This window comes from Bradyrhizobium sp. RDM12, assembly GCF_051917485.1.
GTDB lineage: Bacteria > Pseudomonadota > Alphaproteobacteria > Rhizobiales > Xanthobacteraceae > Bradyrhizobium.
Genome location: NZ_CM133064.1, coordinates 4,491,303 through 4,507,872 on the forward strand (window position 1 = coordinate 4,491,303; position 16,570 = coordinate 4,507,872).

Here is a 16,570-nt window from a genome sequence, read left to right on the forward strand (position 1 = left end):
TCAGGTTTCGCGATTACATCGCGGCGATCATGCCGCCATCGACATAGATGATCTGGCCGTTGACGTAAGTGGAGGCATCCGAGGCGAGGAAGATCGCTGCGCCGACCAGCTCGTCCGGCTTGCCCCAGCGCTTGGAGGGAATGCGGCCCATCAGCCAGTTGTTGAAATCGGTATCGTTGACCAGCGCCTCGTTCATGTCGGTGAGCATGTAGCCGGGGCCGATCGCATTGGCCTGGATGCCGTGCTGGGCCCATTCCACCGCCATCGAGCGGGTCAGGTTCTTGATGCCGCCCTTGGCCGCGGTGTAGGGCGCGATGGTGGGACGCGCCAGCTCGCTGCCGAGCGAGCCGATGTTGATGATCTTGCCGTGCTTGCGCGGGATCATGCGCCTGGCGGCCTCGCGGCCGATCACGAAGGCGCTGGTGAGGTTGGTCTCGATCACCTTGCGCCATTCGTCGGTGGTGAATTCGACCAGCGGCTTGCGGTGCTGGATGCCGGCATTGTTGACGACGATGTCGACCGCGATGCCTTGCCGGTCGAAGTCGTTGAAGGCGGCGACGATCGCGGGTTCGTCAGTCACGTTGAAGGGGGCGCCCTCAGCCTGATGCCCGGCGGCGCGAAACTCGGCGACGGCCTGCTCGACGCGCTTGGGATCGACGCCGTTCACGATGATTCTGGCGCCGGCCCTGGCCATGCCTTCGGCGATGGCGCGGCCGAGGCCGCGGGAGGAGCCGGTCACAAGGGCGGTGCGGCCGGAAAGGTCGAAGAGGGCGGTGCTCATCTCAAAACATCCTCAGGCGTTGGAACGACGCGCGGTCAAATCGGAGCGATCGAACACGGCAGGCAGAAGGTCGACGCCGAGACCGAGGCCTTCCATCGGATAGACATAGCCGTCCTTGATCGTGGGCATCGTGGTGACGAGCTCATTGTACCAGCCCTTGTAGAAGGCGCGCACCGATTCCTGGATCAGCGTGTTGGGCTGGCTGAACGACATGTGGACGGCGGCGATGAAGCCGATCGGGCCGATGCAATCATGCGGCGCGAAGGGCCGGTGATAGGTCTCCGCCATCGCCGCGATCTTGCGGCCCTCGGTGAGGCCGCCGGTCCAGCACAGATCGGCCATGACCACATGCATGGCGTCGCGGTCGAGCATGTCCTTGTAGGGGAAACGCGAGCCCAGCGTCTCGCTGGCGCAGACCCAGACGTCGGTCGAGCGCGCATATTCGGCGAGCGCCTGCGGCGAGTTCATGCGGATCGGGTCTTCGTACCAGGTCGGCTTGTAGGGCTCAAGCGCGCGCGCGATCTGCTTCGCGGTCGGCAAATTCCAGAGCGAGTGGAGCTCGACCATGATCTCCATCTTGTCGCCGACGGCTTTGCGGATCTTCTCGAACGGCTCGATCGCCCGCTTCATCTGCGCGGCCGTAATGTAAAGGCCCTTGTTCTCCTGCGCCGCAGGATCGAACGGCCAGATCTTCATCGCGGAGATGCCGCTCTCCAGCAGGTTTTCGGCGAGCGCGTCGGCGTGGTGCATGAAGCCGTCGAGGTCCTCGTAGGGGCCCTTGGCGGCACCGAGATTCCAGTTGGCGACCGGGCTGATATTGGTCGAGCGGACATATTGCGTCCCGGCGCAGGTATTGTAGATGCGCTGCTTGTCGCGGCAGAGGCCGCCAAGCATCTGGTGCACCGGCTGATTGCAGACCTTGCCGAACAGATCCCACAGCGCGATGTCGATCGCCGACGCCGCGCGATATTCCACGCCGGTCGACGACTGCGCCATCGGCAGGTTCAGCATGTCACGATGGATCGCCTCGATGTGGAGGGGATTGCGGCCGAGCAGGCGGCCGGCAAAGGTGTCGTGAATCTGCGCTTCGACTGCGCCGGCACCATAAAAGGTTTCGCCGAGACCGATCATGCCCGTGTCGGTGTGGACGCGGACCCAGATGACGTTGGAGAATTCCTCGGTGCGCAGCGTCTCGATCGACGTGATCTTCACAGCGATTGTCCTCCCATCACAGGCGCTTCGCACCGGTCGTGTTTTCATTTTGCGCTGCAGCATGTAGCGCATCCGCGAAAGCTTTACGCTTGCTTGTAATATATCACAACATGTTTTAACGGTGCCACAAATAGAGCGCCATCCGGCGACGAGAGCGCGGGCTGACGGGAGAGGACGACATGGCACGGCGCAAGCGCACGCTCGAGGTGGTGAGAAACGACGACGGCGAGGGCAAGCCCTCGCGGCGCAACCGGCTCAATTTCTTCGAGCTGGCCTATCAGAAGATCGAGGAGTTGCTCGTTCATTGCGAGCTCAAGCCCGGCCAGTTCATGACGATGCTGGAATTGCAGCAGATCACAGGCTTCGGCCGCACGCCGGTGCATCACGCCGTCAATCGTCTGTCCGCCGACACGCTCATCATCATCCGCCCGCGCCACGGCCTGCACATCGCGCCGATCGATCTCGCGCGCGAGCGCATGCTGCTGGCCTTGCGCCGCGACATGGAGCGCTTCGTGGTGCGTCTTGCGGCCGATCGCGCCAGCCTCTCGCACCGCAATCAGGCGCTGCACATCGAGCGCTTGCTGCGCGAGCGCCGCGCCACCCTGACCCTCGACGAGTTCAACAGCATCGACCGCCGTATCGATGCGCTGGTGCTGGAAGCCGCGGGCGAGCCGTTCCTGGTGCATACGCTGCGACCGCTGCACACGCTGTATCGCCGCATCGGCTATATCCACCACCGCTTCATGCCGGGACAGACCGACCTGTCCGGCACGATCGATCACCATCTTGCCATTCTCGCTTCCGTCGCCGGCCGCCGCGTCGAGGACGCGGTGAAGGCGAGCGATGCGCTGATCGACTACATGGACCAGATGTTCACAGGCATGGAGGCGGGGATCGATCCGCGCCTGCTCGACTGCAGCATCGAGCCGCTGCTTGGCGCTTAAGAAGTACTTGGCGCGTAAAGAGTTTTGAAGAGAGGACCCAACATGTCGACGATGGCCGTGCCACAACCGACCGCGAGCGAAGCCGCGGTCCGCTATCTCATCACCAATTACAGTCCCAAAGGCAACAAGGTCGGCTGGCTGATGATGGCCTCGATCCTGGTCGAGGCCTGGGATCTCTATTCGATTGCCTTCGTGCTGATCTTCATCAAGGAGCAGTACAATCCAGATCCGCTGATGCTCGGCCTTGCCGCAGCGGGCACGCAAGGCGGCGCGCTGATTGGTGCGCTGCTCGGCGGTTGGCTGTCCGACAAGATCGGCCGCCGCGTGATGTTCCTGGTGACGATGGTGATGTTCATCGTGCTGGCACTGGCGCAGGCCTTCGTACCTAGCGTCGGCTGGCTGGTCGTGATCCGCTTCCTGCTCGGCGTCCCCCTCGGCTCGGATATCTCGACCGGGTACACCTACATCATGGAATCCATGGCCAAGGGTGAACGCGAGGTGATGGGCAACCGCTGGCAGTTCATGTTCGCCGTGGGTGAGGTCCTGACCATCGGCGTCATCGTGATCTTCCTGCTGCTCGACATTCAGCACGAGATGCTCTGGCGCGTGACGCTCGGCCTCGGTGCGGTGCCGGCGCTGATCATCCTGATCATGCGCCACGACGTGCCGGAGACGGCCGTGTGGCTGGTGCAGAAGGGACGTTATCGTGAGGCCAAGCAGGTCGCGCGCGAGATGTTCAACGACGATCTTGCCATGCTGCCGGACCAGGATGTGGTGGTGCCCAAGGTCTCCACCCGCGCCTTCCTCGCCGACCTGAGGCAGGACCCGATCCGCTGGCGTGCGACGATCTACGGCTGGATCGCCTGCTTCGCGCAAGGCAGCGAGTTCTCCACCTTCGCGTTCTACCTCCCCGTGCTGTTCGTGATGGTCGGCGTGTCGAGCGTGCTCGGCATCAACCTGGTGACGATGGCGCTGTTCTGCTTCGCCGCGCTGTCCGGCTGGGTCGGGCCGTTGCTGACGCCGAAGATCGGCCATCGCGGCATCTCGATCGCCGGTTTCGGCATTGTGCTGGCCTCGCTCCTGGTCGCGGCTTTCGCGCTCTACACCGACAACAAGGTCCTGCTGCCGTTCGCGGCCGCCGCCATGCTGTGGGGCCATTATTGGGACGCCTCGAACTGCATGACGATCCCGACCATGGTCGCCAAGCCGAAGTATCGCGGCACCGCCAGCGGCTTCGCCTACATGTTCGTGAAGCTGCCGTCATTCCTGGCGATCTTCCTGTTCCCGTCGCTGTTCGCTGCGGTCGGGCAGGCCAACGCCACGCTGTTCGTCGCGATCTTCCCGCTGATTGGATTGCTCGCCGCAATCTTTATCCTGCCGGAGGTCTACGGCTACGAAAACGACTGACGAAGCCCGTTACCTGATCGCGGCAGCCAAGGCCGCGATCAGGGCCGGCGGCGTTACCAGCATGCTGAGCTTGAGGAAGCGCCAGGCGCCGACCTCAATCTTCTCCCGCCGCAGGGCGACCAGCCAGAGGATGGTGGCGAGCGATCCCGTCACCGACAGATTGGGTCCGAGATCGACGCCGATCAGGAGGGCGCTCACGACAGGTGCGGGCAAATGATCGTTCGCCGCGACCGAGCCCGCGACCAGGCCGACCGGCAGATTGTTGGCGATGTTGGTGGCGATTGCGGTGGCGACGCCGACGCTCCAGGCTGCTTGCGGGATGGATTGTGCCACCGCTTCATGCAAGAGCGCGCTGAGCTGACCGATGACCCCGGTCTTCACCAGCGCTTCCACCATCACAAAGAGCCCGCCGACCAGCGGCAGCACGCTCCAGGAGACGCCGCGCAGCACGGGTAACGGCGATTGGCGGCCGATCAGGAGCACGAAGGCGGCCGTCACCACGCCGCAGATGAAGGTCGGCAGGCCGAGTTGCTTGTCGAGCGCGGAGGCCGTGACCAGCACGACGCCGATGGCGATGATGCCCATAGCGGTCAGCTTGCCGCCGCGGCCGAGCTTTGGATGTGGCACGCTGCGCGCGATGGTCTCTTGCTTCAGCGCGCGATGCTGGGTCAGGCGCAGCACGACATAGGTGAGCAGGATCGACGCCGCCGAGGGCAGGGCGAACAGGCGCAGCCATTCCGTCAGTTGCGGCATGCGTGCGCCGAACACGACGAGATTGGCGGGGTTGGAGATCGGCAGCACGAAGCTCGCGGCATTGGCGATGAAGGCGCAGACGAACAGATAGGGCAGCGGCTTGGCGCCGGCGGCGCGTGTTGCCGCATAGACGGCGGGCGTCAGCACGATTGCGGTGGCATCGTTGGAGAGCAACACGGTGACGACCGTGCCGACGATGTAGATCAGCAGGAACAGCCGCTGCGGCGAGCCGGATGCATATTCCACCGCGAGGGCGGCCAGATAGTCGAACAGGCCTTCGAGCCGGGCGAGCTCTGCGATCAGCATCATGCCGATCAGGAAGAGATAGACGTCGACGCCTTTCTCGATGCCGGTGAGCGCATCCTGCCACGGCAGAAAGCCGAGCAGGACCAGAGCGCCGGCGCCGAGCACGGCCCAGATCGCCTCGGGCAGTCGAAAAGGGCGGATGATGACGCCCGCGGTCGCGACGACGATGATGCTCCAGGCCCAGATGGCGTCAGACGGCACGTTTAATCCTTAGAGTGGAATGAGTTCATTCGGCAGCGATAGCGGATGCCGGCGCTGCTGTCTTCCCCTGCGGACGCGGACCGCCATCGGCGGTTCGCCGCGTCTCGGGAAGGGCGAGGAGGCAAATCACGGCCCCGATCGCCGCGACGGCGCCGAGCGTGATGAAGGCCGCGCCGTATCCCGAGCCGACCACGACGAAGCCGGCGAGCGTCGTCGACAAGGCCGCGCCAATGCTCTGAGCCGTGATCACTGCACCTTGCGCGACGTTGAAGCGACCGGTGCTGCGCGTGAGGTCGGCGACGATGACGGGAAAGATCGCGCCATAGATGCCGGCGCCGACGCCGTCGAGAAGTTGAACGCTGACCAGCCAGAACGGGTTGTTCGAGAGCGTATAGAGCGCGCCGCGAATGGGCAGGATCAGGAGGGCGGCGAGGAAGAAGCGCTTGTGGCCCCAGCGGTCTGCCTTGGCGCCGACCAGCATCGCGAAAGGCACCATCACCATTTGGGCCGCCACGATGCAGGCCGACATCAGGCTGGTGCCCATGTTCTTGTCCTGCAGCGCCAGCTTTTGCCCAACCAGCGGCAACATCGCCGCGTTGGAGAGATGGAACAGCAGCACGCACATCGCGAAGACGAGCAGGGGGCGACAGGTCAGCAGCACGGCGAGGCCTGACGGCTGCTCGCTCTGTGTATCGGCGTCGTTCAATCCGCGGGCAAGGTCGTGGTCGATGGCGCGTTCGGGGATCGCCAGGATGCTGACGAGGCTTGCGATCGCCATGGCGCCGAGAAGGTAGAACACGACGGTGGGGCCGAACCAGTAAGCGGAGAGCCCTGCGAGGCCGGCCGCGACCGCGTTGCCGGCGTGGTTGAACGTCTCATTGCGTCCGATCCGTCCGGTGAAGGCGGCATGACCAAAGATGCCAAGCGAGACGGCGGCAATCGCCGGGGAAAGACGACAGCGGCGGCCTGCGCGATGCCCTGCGAGATCGCAACGGGCCCGAAGGTGGGAAACAGCGGTAGCGACAATGAGGCGAGGGTTACCAAGACGGCAGCAATCACCATCACCATCCGCTTCGCCCGCGTGGCGTCGACCAGGGCGCCGGCCGGCGTCTGCGCGACGATGCCGGCGACGGTCGCGATCGACATCACGAGGCCGATCCGGGCTTCGTCCCAATGCTGCTCGGTGAGGAGATAAACGGCGAGATAGGGGCCGAGGCCGTCGCGGACGTCGGCAAGGAAGAAATTGGCCGCATCGAGCGCGCGTCCGGCCTGCCTTGCCTGGTCGAGGTTTTCGCGCGACATCGGTCTCTCGATCGAGGCTGGGAAGCGCCCAGGCAGAAACCAATCTCATGCCACCTTTGTTCCGCCCTAAAACTTCACAGCCAGGAGAACCGCGCCTGCGCCGATCATGGCGATGCCGCCCCAGCCTTGCGCGGTCGGACGCTCGCCGAGAAAGGCGAAAGCGAACAGGGCAACCAGCACGACGCTGAGCTTATCGATGGGCGCCACCAGCGTCGCAGGTCAAGCTTGAGCGCACGGAAGTAGCACAGCCACGACGCGCCGGTGGCAAGCCCCGACAGCACCAGAAACAGCCATGTTTTCGACGAGACTGCCGAGGGCACGGCGAATTGGCCAGTGAAGAACAGCAGCACCGAGAAGGCCAGCAGCACCACAATGGTCCGGATGAACGTGGCGAGATCCGGATTGATATTCTCGACGCCGACCTTGGCGAAGATCGCGGTCAGCGCGGCGAAGCAGGCGGAGAGCAGGGCCCAGGTCTGCCAGGCAGAGAAGAGGGCGGGTTTCATGTATGTGCCGCTTTCATAGGGTCATTCGCACTCCGTTGTCGTCCCGGACAAGCGAAGCGCAGATCCGGGCCCCATAACCACAGGATCTAGTTTGGCGAAGATTGGTGGCTATCAGCTTGCCCGATAACCTCTTCCTGTGGCTATGGATCCTGGATCGGCGCTCCGCTTCGCTGCGCTTGTCCGGGACGACAGCGGAGTTCTTGGCTCACTCTCACCGCGCCACCGACAGCTTCTCCGTGATCGCCTTGCGCAAAATGCGCGACAGCGACTCCACCGAATACGGCTTCTGGATCAACTCAAATCCGCGGTGGGCGTTTTCGGCGAGCACGTTGCTGTAGCCGCTGGTCAGCACCACGGGCAGGCCCGGATAGCGCTCGCGGATGATGCCGGCGAGCTCGACTCCGTTCATGCCGGGCATGATGACGTCGGAGAACACCAGATCGACCGCGAACTCGTTCTCGCCGAGGATGGCGAGCGCGGCGTTGGCGTTGGCGACACGGCGGACGATATAGCCGAGGTCTTCCAAAAGTTCGGTCGAGAACTGGCCGACATCGTCATTGTCCTCGACCACGAGCACACGGTAGCCGCGCCCGGTGGTCGCGTTCTCGCTGGTGAGCGATGCGGCTTTGTTCTCGGTGGCCGGGCTCTCCGCCTGCGGCAGGTAGATCGTGAAGGTCGCGCCGTTACCAGGCGTGCTCGCTACGGCGACGTCGCCCTCGGACTGCTTTGCGAAGCCGAACGCCTGGCTTAGGCCAAGGCCGGTGCCCTTGCCGACCTCCTTGGTGGTGAAGAACGGCTCGAAGATGGCGTCGATATTTTCGGGCGCGATGCCGCTGCCGGTATCTGCCACCGAGATTGCGACGTAATCGCCACCGCGCGCCGATTGCGCGCGCAGGCTCGGAATGCCCTGGACTTTGCGGACCGCGATGGTGAAGCGGCCTTCGCCCTCCATGGCGTCGCGGGCGTTGATGGCAAGGTTGATCAGCGCAGTCTCGAACTGCGCGATGTCGGCGACGGTAAAACAGTCGGCATCGTCGATCTCGACCGCGATCTCGATCCGGCCGCCGACCAGCGGCCGGACCAGCTGCGCCACGCCCTCGACCTGGCTGCCGACGTTGAAGATCTGTGGCTTCAGCGGCTGCCGCCGTGCGAACGCCAGAAGCTGTGCGGTCAGTTTTGAGGCGCGCTCGACAGTTTCGGAGATCGCATCGACGTAACGGCGGCGGCGTTCTTCCGGCAGCTCGCGCCGGCGCAGAAAGTCGGTCGCCGAGCGGATGATGGTGAGGAGGTTGTTGAAGTCGTGGGCGACGCCGCCGGTGAGCTGGCCGATCGCCTCCATCTTCTGTGACTGCCGCAGCGCCTCCTCGCCGCGGCGGCGCTCGGTGATGTCGACGGCCTCGGGCACGGCGCCGGTGATGTTGCCGTGGCGGTCGAGCACCGGGCGCATGCCGAATTCGAAATCGCGCTCGCCGACGGGAAGGCGCAGCCGCATCTCCATCCGTACCGCTTCGCCCTTGAGCACCGTGTCGAAGGCCTCGCGCACGGTTGCGCTCATGCCATGGGTGCCGGTGAACCAGGGCGTATCCCAGAAGGGCTTTCCGATCACGTCCGACGAGTTCGCCCTGATGCCATCGAGCGCGGTCTTGTTGGCGTAGAGCAATTCACCCTTGAGATCGACCAGCCCCTGGTACTGGTTGCTGGTCCCCAGGATCGCGCGCAGCCGCGCCTCGTTGGATTCGAGCTCGGCGGTACGCTCGACAATGCGCTCTTCCAGCGTCTCGTTGAGCTGCCGCAATTCGATCTCTGCCCGCTTGGCGACGGTGATGTCGTGGGCGACGCCGATGAAGCCGATATGCTTGCCGGTCGGATCCCAGCGCGGCTGCGATTCCGATCGCAGCCAGCGCCATTCGCCGGAGGCATCCTTGTAGCGCGCCTCCAGCACGAACGGCTTGAGCGAGGCTTCACCTTGCACCGATTGCTGCAAGACATGCGGCAGGTCGTCAGGATGCAGCACCTTGCGCCAGTCGAATGCGATGGCCTGATCGTAGGGCAGGCCGACGAAGTCGACATAGGCCTGGTTGGCGAAGGAACGGGTGCGGTCGAGCTTTGTGACCCAGATCGGCACCGGCGCGCTGTCGGCGATCAGCCGAAAGCGCTCCTCGCTCTCGCGCAAGGTCTCGCGCACCAGCATCTGGTCGGTGGCGTCGATGTGAGCGCCAACGAGGCGGATCGCGCGGCCGTCGCCGTCACGCTCGATTTTGGCGACGACGCGGATCCAGCGGGTCTCGCCGTCGTTGGGGCGGATGATGCGGTATTCGGCGGTGTAGTCCCCGCTGGTCCCGGCCAGCGCCTCGAAGAAATGTTTGACGGTCGCGTCGCGGTCATCGGGATGGATGCGGCTGACCCAGTCTTCATGGGTCTCGTCGGCGGCCTCGGGCGGCAGCCCGTGGATCATCAGATATTCCGGCGATCGGCGGTTCTTGAAGCCTTCGCGGAAGTCGACCTCGAGCCCGCCGACCTTGCCGATGCGCTGGATGCGCGCGAGCTCCGCCTCGCGCTCCTGGAGCGCACGATAGGCTTCATCGCGCTCGCGCGCGGTGTCCTCGAGGTGCTGGCGCAGCCTTTCGGCCGCAATGGTCTCGGGCAAAAGATCGTTCAAGGCGTCGGCCGTTGTGATGCGGGAGCGCACGTGCCGAGCCGATATTCACACAGACAAAGCGTGATAGCCATTGCTCAAAAGGGAATAGATAAGAAAACGCCGCCGAATGGCGTGTGCGGGTATGACCAAACGCGGGGTCTGGCTATTTGTTCCAAACATTGGAACGATGGGCCCTCGATGGGCGTATCTGCGAGGCGCTACAATTCCCATTCATAAACTCCCTATCCGGAGAGGCTAAATCTTGAAGCTCTTTGTCTGCCAGGCCTGCGGCAATGTTCTCTATTTCGAGAACCGCGCCTGCGGACGGTGCGGCCACAAGGTCGCCTTCCTGCCGGAGAAGGAGACGATGTCGGCGATCGAGCCGGACGGTCAGGGCTGGGCCACGCTCGCCGACAAGGGCAAGGGGCGGATGCTGTGCCGCAATGCCGGATACGATGCCTGCAACTGGCTGACGGATGTGAGTGATACCACCGGTTATTGCCGCGCCTGTCGTCATAACGGCATCGTGCCTGATCTCTCGGATCCCGCGCAGCTCGCCGGTTGGCGCGAGCTGGAGGTGGCGAAGCACCGGTTGTTCTATTCGCTGATCCGTTGGAAGCTCCCGCTCCAGACCCGGCAGGACAATCCCGGGCACGGGCTGATCTTCAATTTCCTGGCCGACGATCCGAACAGCGGCCAGAAGATCCTGACCGGCCATGACAACGGCCTGATCACGATCGCGCTGACTGAGACCGATGGCATCGAGCGCGAGCGGCGCAGGCTGGAGATGGGCGAGCCCTACCGGACGCTGCTCGGGCATTTCCGCCACGAGGTCGGGCACTATTTCTGGGACGTACTGGTGCGCGATGGCGGGAAACTGGAGGAATGCCGCGCCATGTTCGGCGACGATTCCGCCGATTATGGCCAGGCCCTACAGCATCACTATGCCGAAGGCGCGCCGCCGGACTGGCAGCAGAATTACGTGTCGGCCTATGCGACGACGCACCCCTGGGAAGATTTTGCCGAGACCTGGGCGCATTACCTCCACATCGTCGACACCTTGGAGATGGCTGGCGAATTCGGCATGGAGGTGCGTCCCAAGGTCGATCGCGACGGGGAGTTGTCGACGCGGATCCGGTTCAACCCATACGAGGCGAAAGGCGTCGAGGCGATCGTCGAGGCATGGCTGCCCTTCACCTTCGCCATGAACAGTGTCAACCGCGCCATGGGCCTGCGCGACCTCTATCCCTTCATCCTCTCGCCCGCGGTGGTCGCGAAACTGGGCTTCATTCACAGCCTGGTCCGGGACGTGGCCAAGGCCGGGAAGTCGTAGCTCATCCGAGGCGTTCGCCAGGCCCGATCGGTCTTGCGCTGGCACGCCAGCGGGGTCGGATTTAGACCGTTGCCTCCGGCCAATTTTGATGTACCACGGGAGCCACACGGCCCGTCCTATAGGCCCCAACGGCCCAGGGAAGGGTCCCGCCCAAGGTCGAGACTCAAGAAAAGCATGTTCAAACGCATTCTGATCGCCAACCGCGGCGAAATCGCCTGCCGGGTCATCAAGACCGCGCGCAAGATGGGAATTCAGACGGTTGCGGTCTACTCCGAGGCCGACCGCGATGCTCTCCATGTCGAGATGGCCGACGAGGCCGTGCTGATCGGCCCGCCGGCCGCGGCCGAGAGCTATCTGGTGATCGAGAAGATCGTGGAAGCCTGCCGCAAGACCGGCGCCGAGGCCGTGCATCCCGGTTACGGCTTCCTGTCGGAGCGCGAGGCGTTTCCGCGCGCGCTGGAAGCCGCCGGTATCGTCTTCATCGGCCCGAACCCGGGCGCGATCGCTGCGATGGGGGACAAGATCGAATCCAAGAAGGCGGCTGCGAAGGCCAAGGTCTCGACCGTGCCGGGCCATCTCGGTGTCATCGAGGACGACAAGCACGCGGTCCGGATCGCCGACGAGATCGGCTATCCCGTGATGATCAAGGCCTCCGCCGGCGGTGGCGGCAAGGGCATGCGCATCGCGCATTCGAAGGCCGAGGTCGCGGAAGGTTTCAATCTCGCCAAGGCCGAGGCCAAGGCTTCGTTCGGCGACGACCGCGTCTTCGTCGAAAAGTTCATCGTCGATCCCCGCCACATCGAGATCCAGGTGCTGGGCGACAAGCACGGCAACGTGATCTATCTCGGCGAGCGCGAATGCTCGATCCAGCGCCGCAACCAGAAGGTCATCGAGGAGGCGCCGTCGCCGCTGCTCGACGAAGCCACCCGCCGCAAGATGGGCGAGCAGGCGGTCGCGCTGGCCAAGGCCGTGAACTACGATTCCGCCGGCACCGTCGAGTTCGTCGCGGGGCAGGACAAGAGCTTCTACTTCCTCGAGATGAACACGCGTCTTCAGGTCGAGCATCCCGTCACCGAGCTCGTCACCGGCGTCGATCTCGTCGAGCAGATGATCCGTGTTGCCGCCGGCGAAAAGCTCGCGCTCACGCAAAAGGACGTCACGCTCACCGGCTGGGCCGTGGAATCGCGCCTCTACGCCGAAGACCCGTTCCGCAACTTCCTGCCCTCGATCGGTCGGCTGGTGAAGTATCGCCCGCCGGCGGAAGTGAGCAAGGACGGCATCACCGTGCGCAACGACACCGGCGTGCAGGAGGGCGGCGAGATCTCGATTCATTACGATCCGATGATCGCAAAGCTCGTCACTCACGCCCCGTCGCGTGCGGCTGCGATCGAGGCGCAGGCGACCGCGCTGGATTCGTTCTATGTCGACGGCATCAGGCACAACATCCCGTTCCTGTCGGCGCTGATGCATCATCCGCGCTGGCGTGAGGGCAATCTGTCGACCGGCTTCATCGCCGAAGAATTTCCCAAGGGCTTTGCGGTGCGCGTGCCCGAAGGCGAGGTCGCGCGACGGATCGCCGCCGTCGGCGCCGCCATCGATCACGTGCTCGGTGAGCGCAAGCGGCAGATCTCCGGCCAGATGGGCGGCCGCATCGTGCAGCGCGAGCGCCGCCGTGCGGTCTGGCTCGAACGGCAGGAGATTTTGCTCGAGGTAGCCCGCGACAGTGAGGCGATAGCGGTGCGCTTCGTCGATGCCGACGGCAAGGCCGGCAGCGCCCATCTGCTGCAGTCCGCATGGAAGCCGGGCGATCCGGTCTGGCAGGGCACCATCGACGGCCACGTGGTCGCGATGCAGGCGCGCCGATTCCGAACGGCATCCGCCTGGCGCATCAGGGTGTCGAGGTGCCGGTCTATGTCTGGACCGAAGCGGAATCCGCTTCCGCGCGGCTGATGCCGGTGACGACGGCCTCCGACACCGGCAAGAAGCTGCTTTGTCCGATGCCCGGGCTCATCGTCTCGATTGCCGTGACGGAAGGCCAGGAGGTCAAGGCGGGCGAGACGCTGGCTGTGGTCGAGGCCATGAAGATGCAGAACGTGCTCCGCGCCGAGCAGGACGGCACCGTGAAGAAGATCCACGCCAGCGCCGGCGCGACGCTCGCGGTGGACGCGCTGATTTTGGAGTTTGCGTAAAGTGTAAGTGGGGCTCTCGTCCCGGCCCCACGAACTTCGTCATTGCGAGCGCAGCGAAGCAATCCAGACTGTCGCCGCGGAAAGATTCTGGATTGCTTCGCTGCGCTCGCAATGACGGAGTATGTTGCGACGGCGCCGCACTGATCGAGACTTCACCATGGCCTTTCGTTCCCGCCGCGAGAAACTGCGTTCCATCCTGTCGGGCGGGACCTGCGTCCATCCCGGCTCGGTCTATGACGCGATCTCGATCCGCATTGCCGAGGATCTCGGCTTCCCGCTCGGCATGTTCGGCGGTTCGGTGGCCTCGCTCGCTGTGCTCGGCGATCCCGACGTCACCCTGATCACGCTCACCGAGTTGGCCGAGCAGATGCGGCGGATGTCGCGCGCCGCAGCGCTGCCGGTGCTGGTCGATGCCGATCACGGCTACGGCAATGCGCTCAACGTGCGCCGCACGGTGCAAGAGCTGGAGACAGCGGGGGCGGCGGGTCTGACCATCGAGGACACGCTGCTGCCGGCCGCCTTTGGCGAGGCGAGGGCGCAGCTGATCTCGCTGGAGGAGGGCGTCGGCAAGATGAAGGCCGCACTCGACGGCCGCAGCGATCCGTCGCTGGTGATCATGGGCCGCACCGGTGCGGCCTCGATCAGCTCGATCGAGGACGCGATCCATCGCGCCAAGGCCTATGAAGCCACCGGCGTCGATGCACTGTTCTTCACTGGCATCAAGTCGCGCGGTGAGCTCGAGGCGGTCGTGTCCGCAACGCATCTGCCGATCGTGCTCGGTGGTGCGCCGGACGAATTGAACGCGATCGACTATCTCGCCAGCCAACGCGTTCGTATCGCGCTTCAGGGCCACGCGCCGATCGCGGCAGCGACTCAAGCCGTCTACGAAGTCCAGAAGGCATTGCGCGAGGGCACGGCGCCGAAAGCGCTGAAGGGATTGCCGTCGGCGGAGCTGACCAATCGTGTCATGCGCGAAGCCGAAGTGAAAGCGCGCAGCGCCGATCTCCTCGGGCTGAAAAAATGAGCCAGGCGATCCTCCAGGTCATGATCCGCGGCCGCGTGCAGGGCGTCGGCTATCGGGCCTGGGTCGAGTCCCAGGCGGTGACCTGCGGGCTCGAAGGCTGGGTGCGCAACCGCCGCGACGGCAGCGTGGAAGCGCTGTTCGCGGGTCCGCCGAAGCATGTCGCTGACATGGTTGCACTCTGCCGCCACGGCCCGCCGTCCTCGCGCGTGGATAGCGTGACGAGCGAAACGGCAAGTGCCGATGAGCTGAACCTGCGCAGGGCGGGGAAACGTTCTCGGTGCTGCCGACGGTTTAGTCGGCCATCACCGCGGCAGCTTCGCGATCGCTTCGCTGAGCTCGTGGATCTCGTACGGCTTGCGCAGGATCGGGAAATCGCCGCGCACGCTGGCGGCGGCTTCGCTGTAGCCGCTGGCGAGCAGGATCGGCAGGTCGGGGCGGATCTGGCGCAGGCGATGGGCCAAGCCAAGCCCGTCCATATTGCCGGGCATGACGATGTCGGAGAAGACGAGGTCGACGCCGTTAGTCTCGACCTCACGCAACGCGGATTCGGCGTCCGCAACCTGGCGCACGCGATAGCCGAGCTGCTCCAGCAGGCCAATGCTGACCATCGCGACATCGGGATTGTCTTCGACCAGCAGCACCGTGCCGCTGCCGCGCACCGGCGCTACTTCGAAGGCCTCGGCCGGCGTGATCGCGGTTTCGCGCGGCAGCAGGATAGTGAAGGTGGTGCCCTTGCCAAGCTCGCTTGCGACCTTGATCGTGCCGCCGGCCTGATGCGCAAATCCGTGCACCTGCGACAGGCCGAGGCCGGTGCCTTTTCCGACCGGTTTCGTCGTGAAGAACGGCTCGAAAATCTTGTCGACGACGTCGGAGGGGATGCCGACACCGGTATCGGCGACGGTGATGGCGACGAATTCGCCGCTGTGGAGCGGACCGTCCAGCACGATGTTGTGGGCGCCAATCGTCACCGTTCCGCCGTCGGGCATGGCATCGCGGGCGTTAATGACGAGATTGAGCAGTCCCGTCTCCAACTCGGAGACGTCGGCCTTGACCGGCCAGACCTTGCGTTCGATGTCGAAGGCGAGGTGAACCGCGCTGCCGACGCCGGCGTGAAGCACTTCGCGGATGGCCTCGATGCGGTCGCCGAAATGGATCGCCTGCGGATTGACGCTCTGCCGCCGCGCGAAGGTCAGGAGCTGTCCTGTCAGCGCGGCGCCGCGCTTGGTGGCGATGTCGATCGCCGAGATCGCGCGCTGGAACTTGGAATCGTCGAGATCGCCCTTCTTCAGGACGTGAAGGCTGCCGCTGATGATCATCAGCAGGTTGTTGAAGTCGTGCGCGATGCCGCCGGTAAGCTGGCCGAGCGCATCGAACTTTTGCGACTCCGCAAGCTGCGCCTGCATCGCCTCGAGTTTGATCTGGGCATTGCGCCGCTCGGTGATGTCGCGGGTGATCTTTGCGAAGCCCACGAGGGCGCCGTTCTCGCGGATCGGATCGATGATGACGCTGGCCCAGAAGAAAGTGCCGTCCTTGCGGACGCGCCAGCCTTCCTCCTCGTAGCGGCCTTGGTCTCGCGCAATGCCGAGGGCCCGCGCGGGCTTGCCGTTGGCGCGGTCGGTCTCGGTATAGAACCGCGAGAAATGCTGGCCGATGATCTCCTCGGGCGAATAGCCCTTGATCCGCTCGCCGCCGATATTCCAACTCGTGATGATGCCGGTAGGATCCAGCATGTAGAGCGCGTAGTCCGCGACTCCTTTCACCAACAGCCGAAAACTCCGCTCGCTTTCGAACAAGTCCCTCTGTTGACTGGATTTTTTTATCATTCCCGGACCCCGCCTCGACGGGGGCAAACGTTCAAGAGGGCGTTTCGGTTCCTTTCTCTGGGACGTTTTTAGGCAAAAACTGCGGTCGGTATGCAGGGCTGCAATCGCGGTCCTTGGCTGGCGCGGCGCTCTGCGGCGTCAGGGATCTTGC

General features: G+C 64.5%; 9 protein-coding genes and 4 pseudogenes. 6 read left to right on the plus strand and 7 right to left on the minus strand.

All coding sequences use genetic code 11. The annotated features are described in order from the left end of the window. Positions 1–13: 13 nt before the first annotated feature. On the minus strand, positions 14–781 hold the full coding sequence (locus ACTGJ9_RS21860; protein ID WP_456672795.1) for an SDR family oxidoreductase: 768 nt from the start codon (positions 779–781) through the stop codon (positions 14–16). A gap of 12 nt (positions 782–793) precedes the next feature. Then, on the minus strand, positions 794–1,993 hold the full coding sequence (locus tag ACTGJ9_RS21865) for a mandelate racemase/muconate lactonizing enzyme family protein (protein WP_456672796.1): 1,200 nt from the start codon (positions 1,991–1,993) through the stop codon (positions 794–796). A gap of 179 nt (positions 1,994–2,172) precedes the next feature. Between ACTGJ9_RS21865 and ACTGJ9_RS21870 the strand changes: the two genes are divergently transcribed. Beyond that, a complete protein-coding gene (locus tag ACTGJ9_RS21870) occupies positions 2,173–2,937 on the plus strand; it encodes a GntR family transcriptional regulator (protein ID WP_456672797.1) in 765 nt (254 codons plus the stop codon). Positions 2,938–2,979: 42 nt separating this feature from the next. Beyond that, complete coding sequence (locus ACTGJ9_RS21875) at positions 2,980–4,344, plus strand: MFS transporter (protein ID WP_456672798.1); 1,365 nt, start codon at positions 2,980–2,982, stop codon at positions 4,342–4,344. 9 nt (positions 4,345–4,353) lie between these two features. Here the strand turns inward: ACTGJ9_RS21875 and ACTGJ9_RS21880 are convergent, their stop codons facing one another. The 4 genes and pseudogenes from ACTGJ9_RS21880 to ACTGJ9_RS21895 all read right to left on the minus strand — a co-directional run bounded on the left by ACTGJ9_RS21880 (position 4,354) and on the right by ACTGJ9_RS21895 (position 10,101). After that, positions 4,354–5,604 (minus strand): arsenic transporter, encoded by a 1,251-nt coding sequence (locus tag ACTGJ9_RS21880; protein WP_456672799.1) that lies wholly within the window; start codon positions 5,602–5,604, stop codon positions 4,354–4,356. Between the two features lie 25 nt (positions 5,605–5,629). Next, a pseudogene (locus tag ACTGJ9_RS21885) lies at positions 5,630–6,906 on the minus strand (MFS transporter). Between the two features lie 66 nt (positions 6,907–6,972). Continuing rightward, positions 6,973–7,412: pseudogene (locus ACTGJ9_RS21890) on the minus strand (EamA family transporter). A 211-nt stretch (positions 7,413–7,623) separates the two neighbouring features. Continuing rightward, the gene (locus ACTGJ9_RS21895; RefSeq protein ID WP_456672800.1) at positions 7,624–10,101 is read right to left on the minus strand and encodes a PAS domain S-box protein; all 2,478 of its coding nucleotides are present in this window, start codon (positions 10,099–10,101) and stop codon (positions 7,624–7,626) included. Positions 10,102–10,312: 211 nt separating this feature from the next. Here ACTGJ9_RS21895 and ACTGJ9_RS21900 point away from each other — a divergent pair, with 211 nt between their 5' ends. The 4 genes and pseudogenes from ACTGJ9_RS21900 to ACTGJ9_RS21915 all read left to right on the plus strand — a co-directional run bounded on the left by ACTGJ9_RS21900 (position 10,313) and on the right by ACTGJ9_RS21915 (position 14,891). Further along, the gene (locus ACTGJ9_RS21900) at positions 10,313–11,383 is read left to right on the plus strand and encodes a zinc-binding metallopeptidase family protein (RefSeq protein WP_456672801.1); all 1,071 of its coding nucleotides are present in this window, start codon (positions 10,313–10,315) and stop codon (positions 11,381–11,383) included. Between the two features lie 174 nt (positions 11,384–11,557). Further along, positions 11,558–13,572: pseudogene (locus ACTGJ9_RS21905) on the plus strand (acetyl-CoA carboxylase biotin carboxylase subunit). 157 nt (positions 13,573–13,729) lie between these two features. Further along, a complete protein-coding gene (locus tag ACTGJ9_RS21910) occupies positions 13,730–14,596 on the plus strand; it encodes an isocitrate lyase/PEP mutase family protein (protein ID WP_456672802.1) in 867 nt (288 codons plus the stop codon). After that, positions 14,593–14,891 (plus strand): annotated as a pseudogene (locus ACTGJ9_RS21915) (acylphosphatase). Before ACTGJ9_RS21910 ends, ACTGJ9_RS21915 begins: the two are co-directional and overlap by 4 nt. Positions 14,892–14,898: 7 nt before the next feature. Here the strand turns inward: ACTGJ9_RS21915 and ACTGJ9_RS21920 are convergent. Beyond that, positions 14,899–16,419 (minus strand): ATP-binding protein, encoded by a 1,521-nt coding sequence (locus ACTGJ9_RS21920; RefSeq protein WP_456672803.1) that lies wholly within the window; start codon positions 16,417–16,419, stop codon positions 14,899–14,901. Positions 16,420–16,570: the final 151 nt, after the last annotated feature.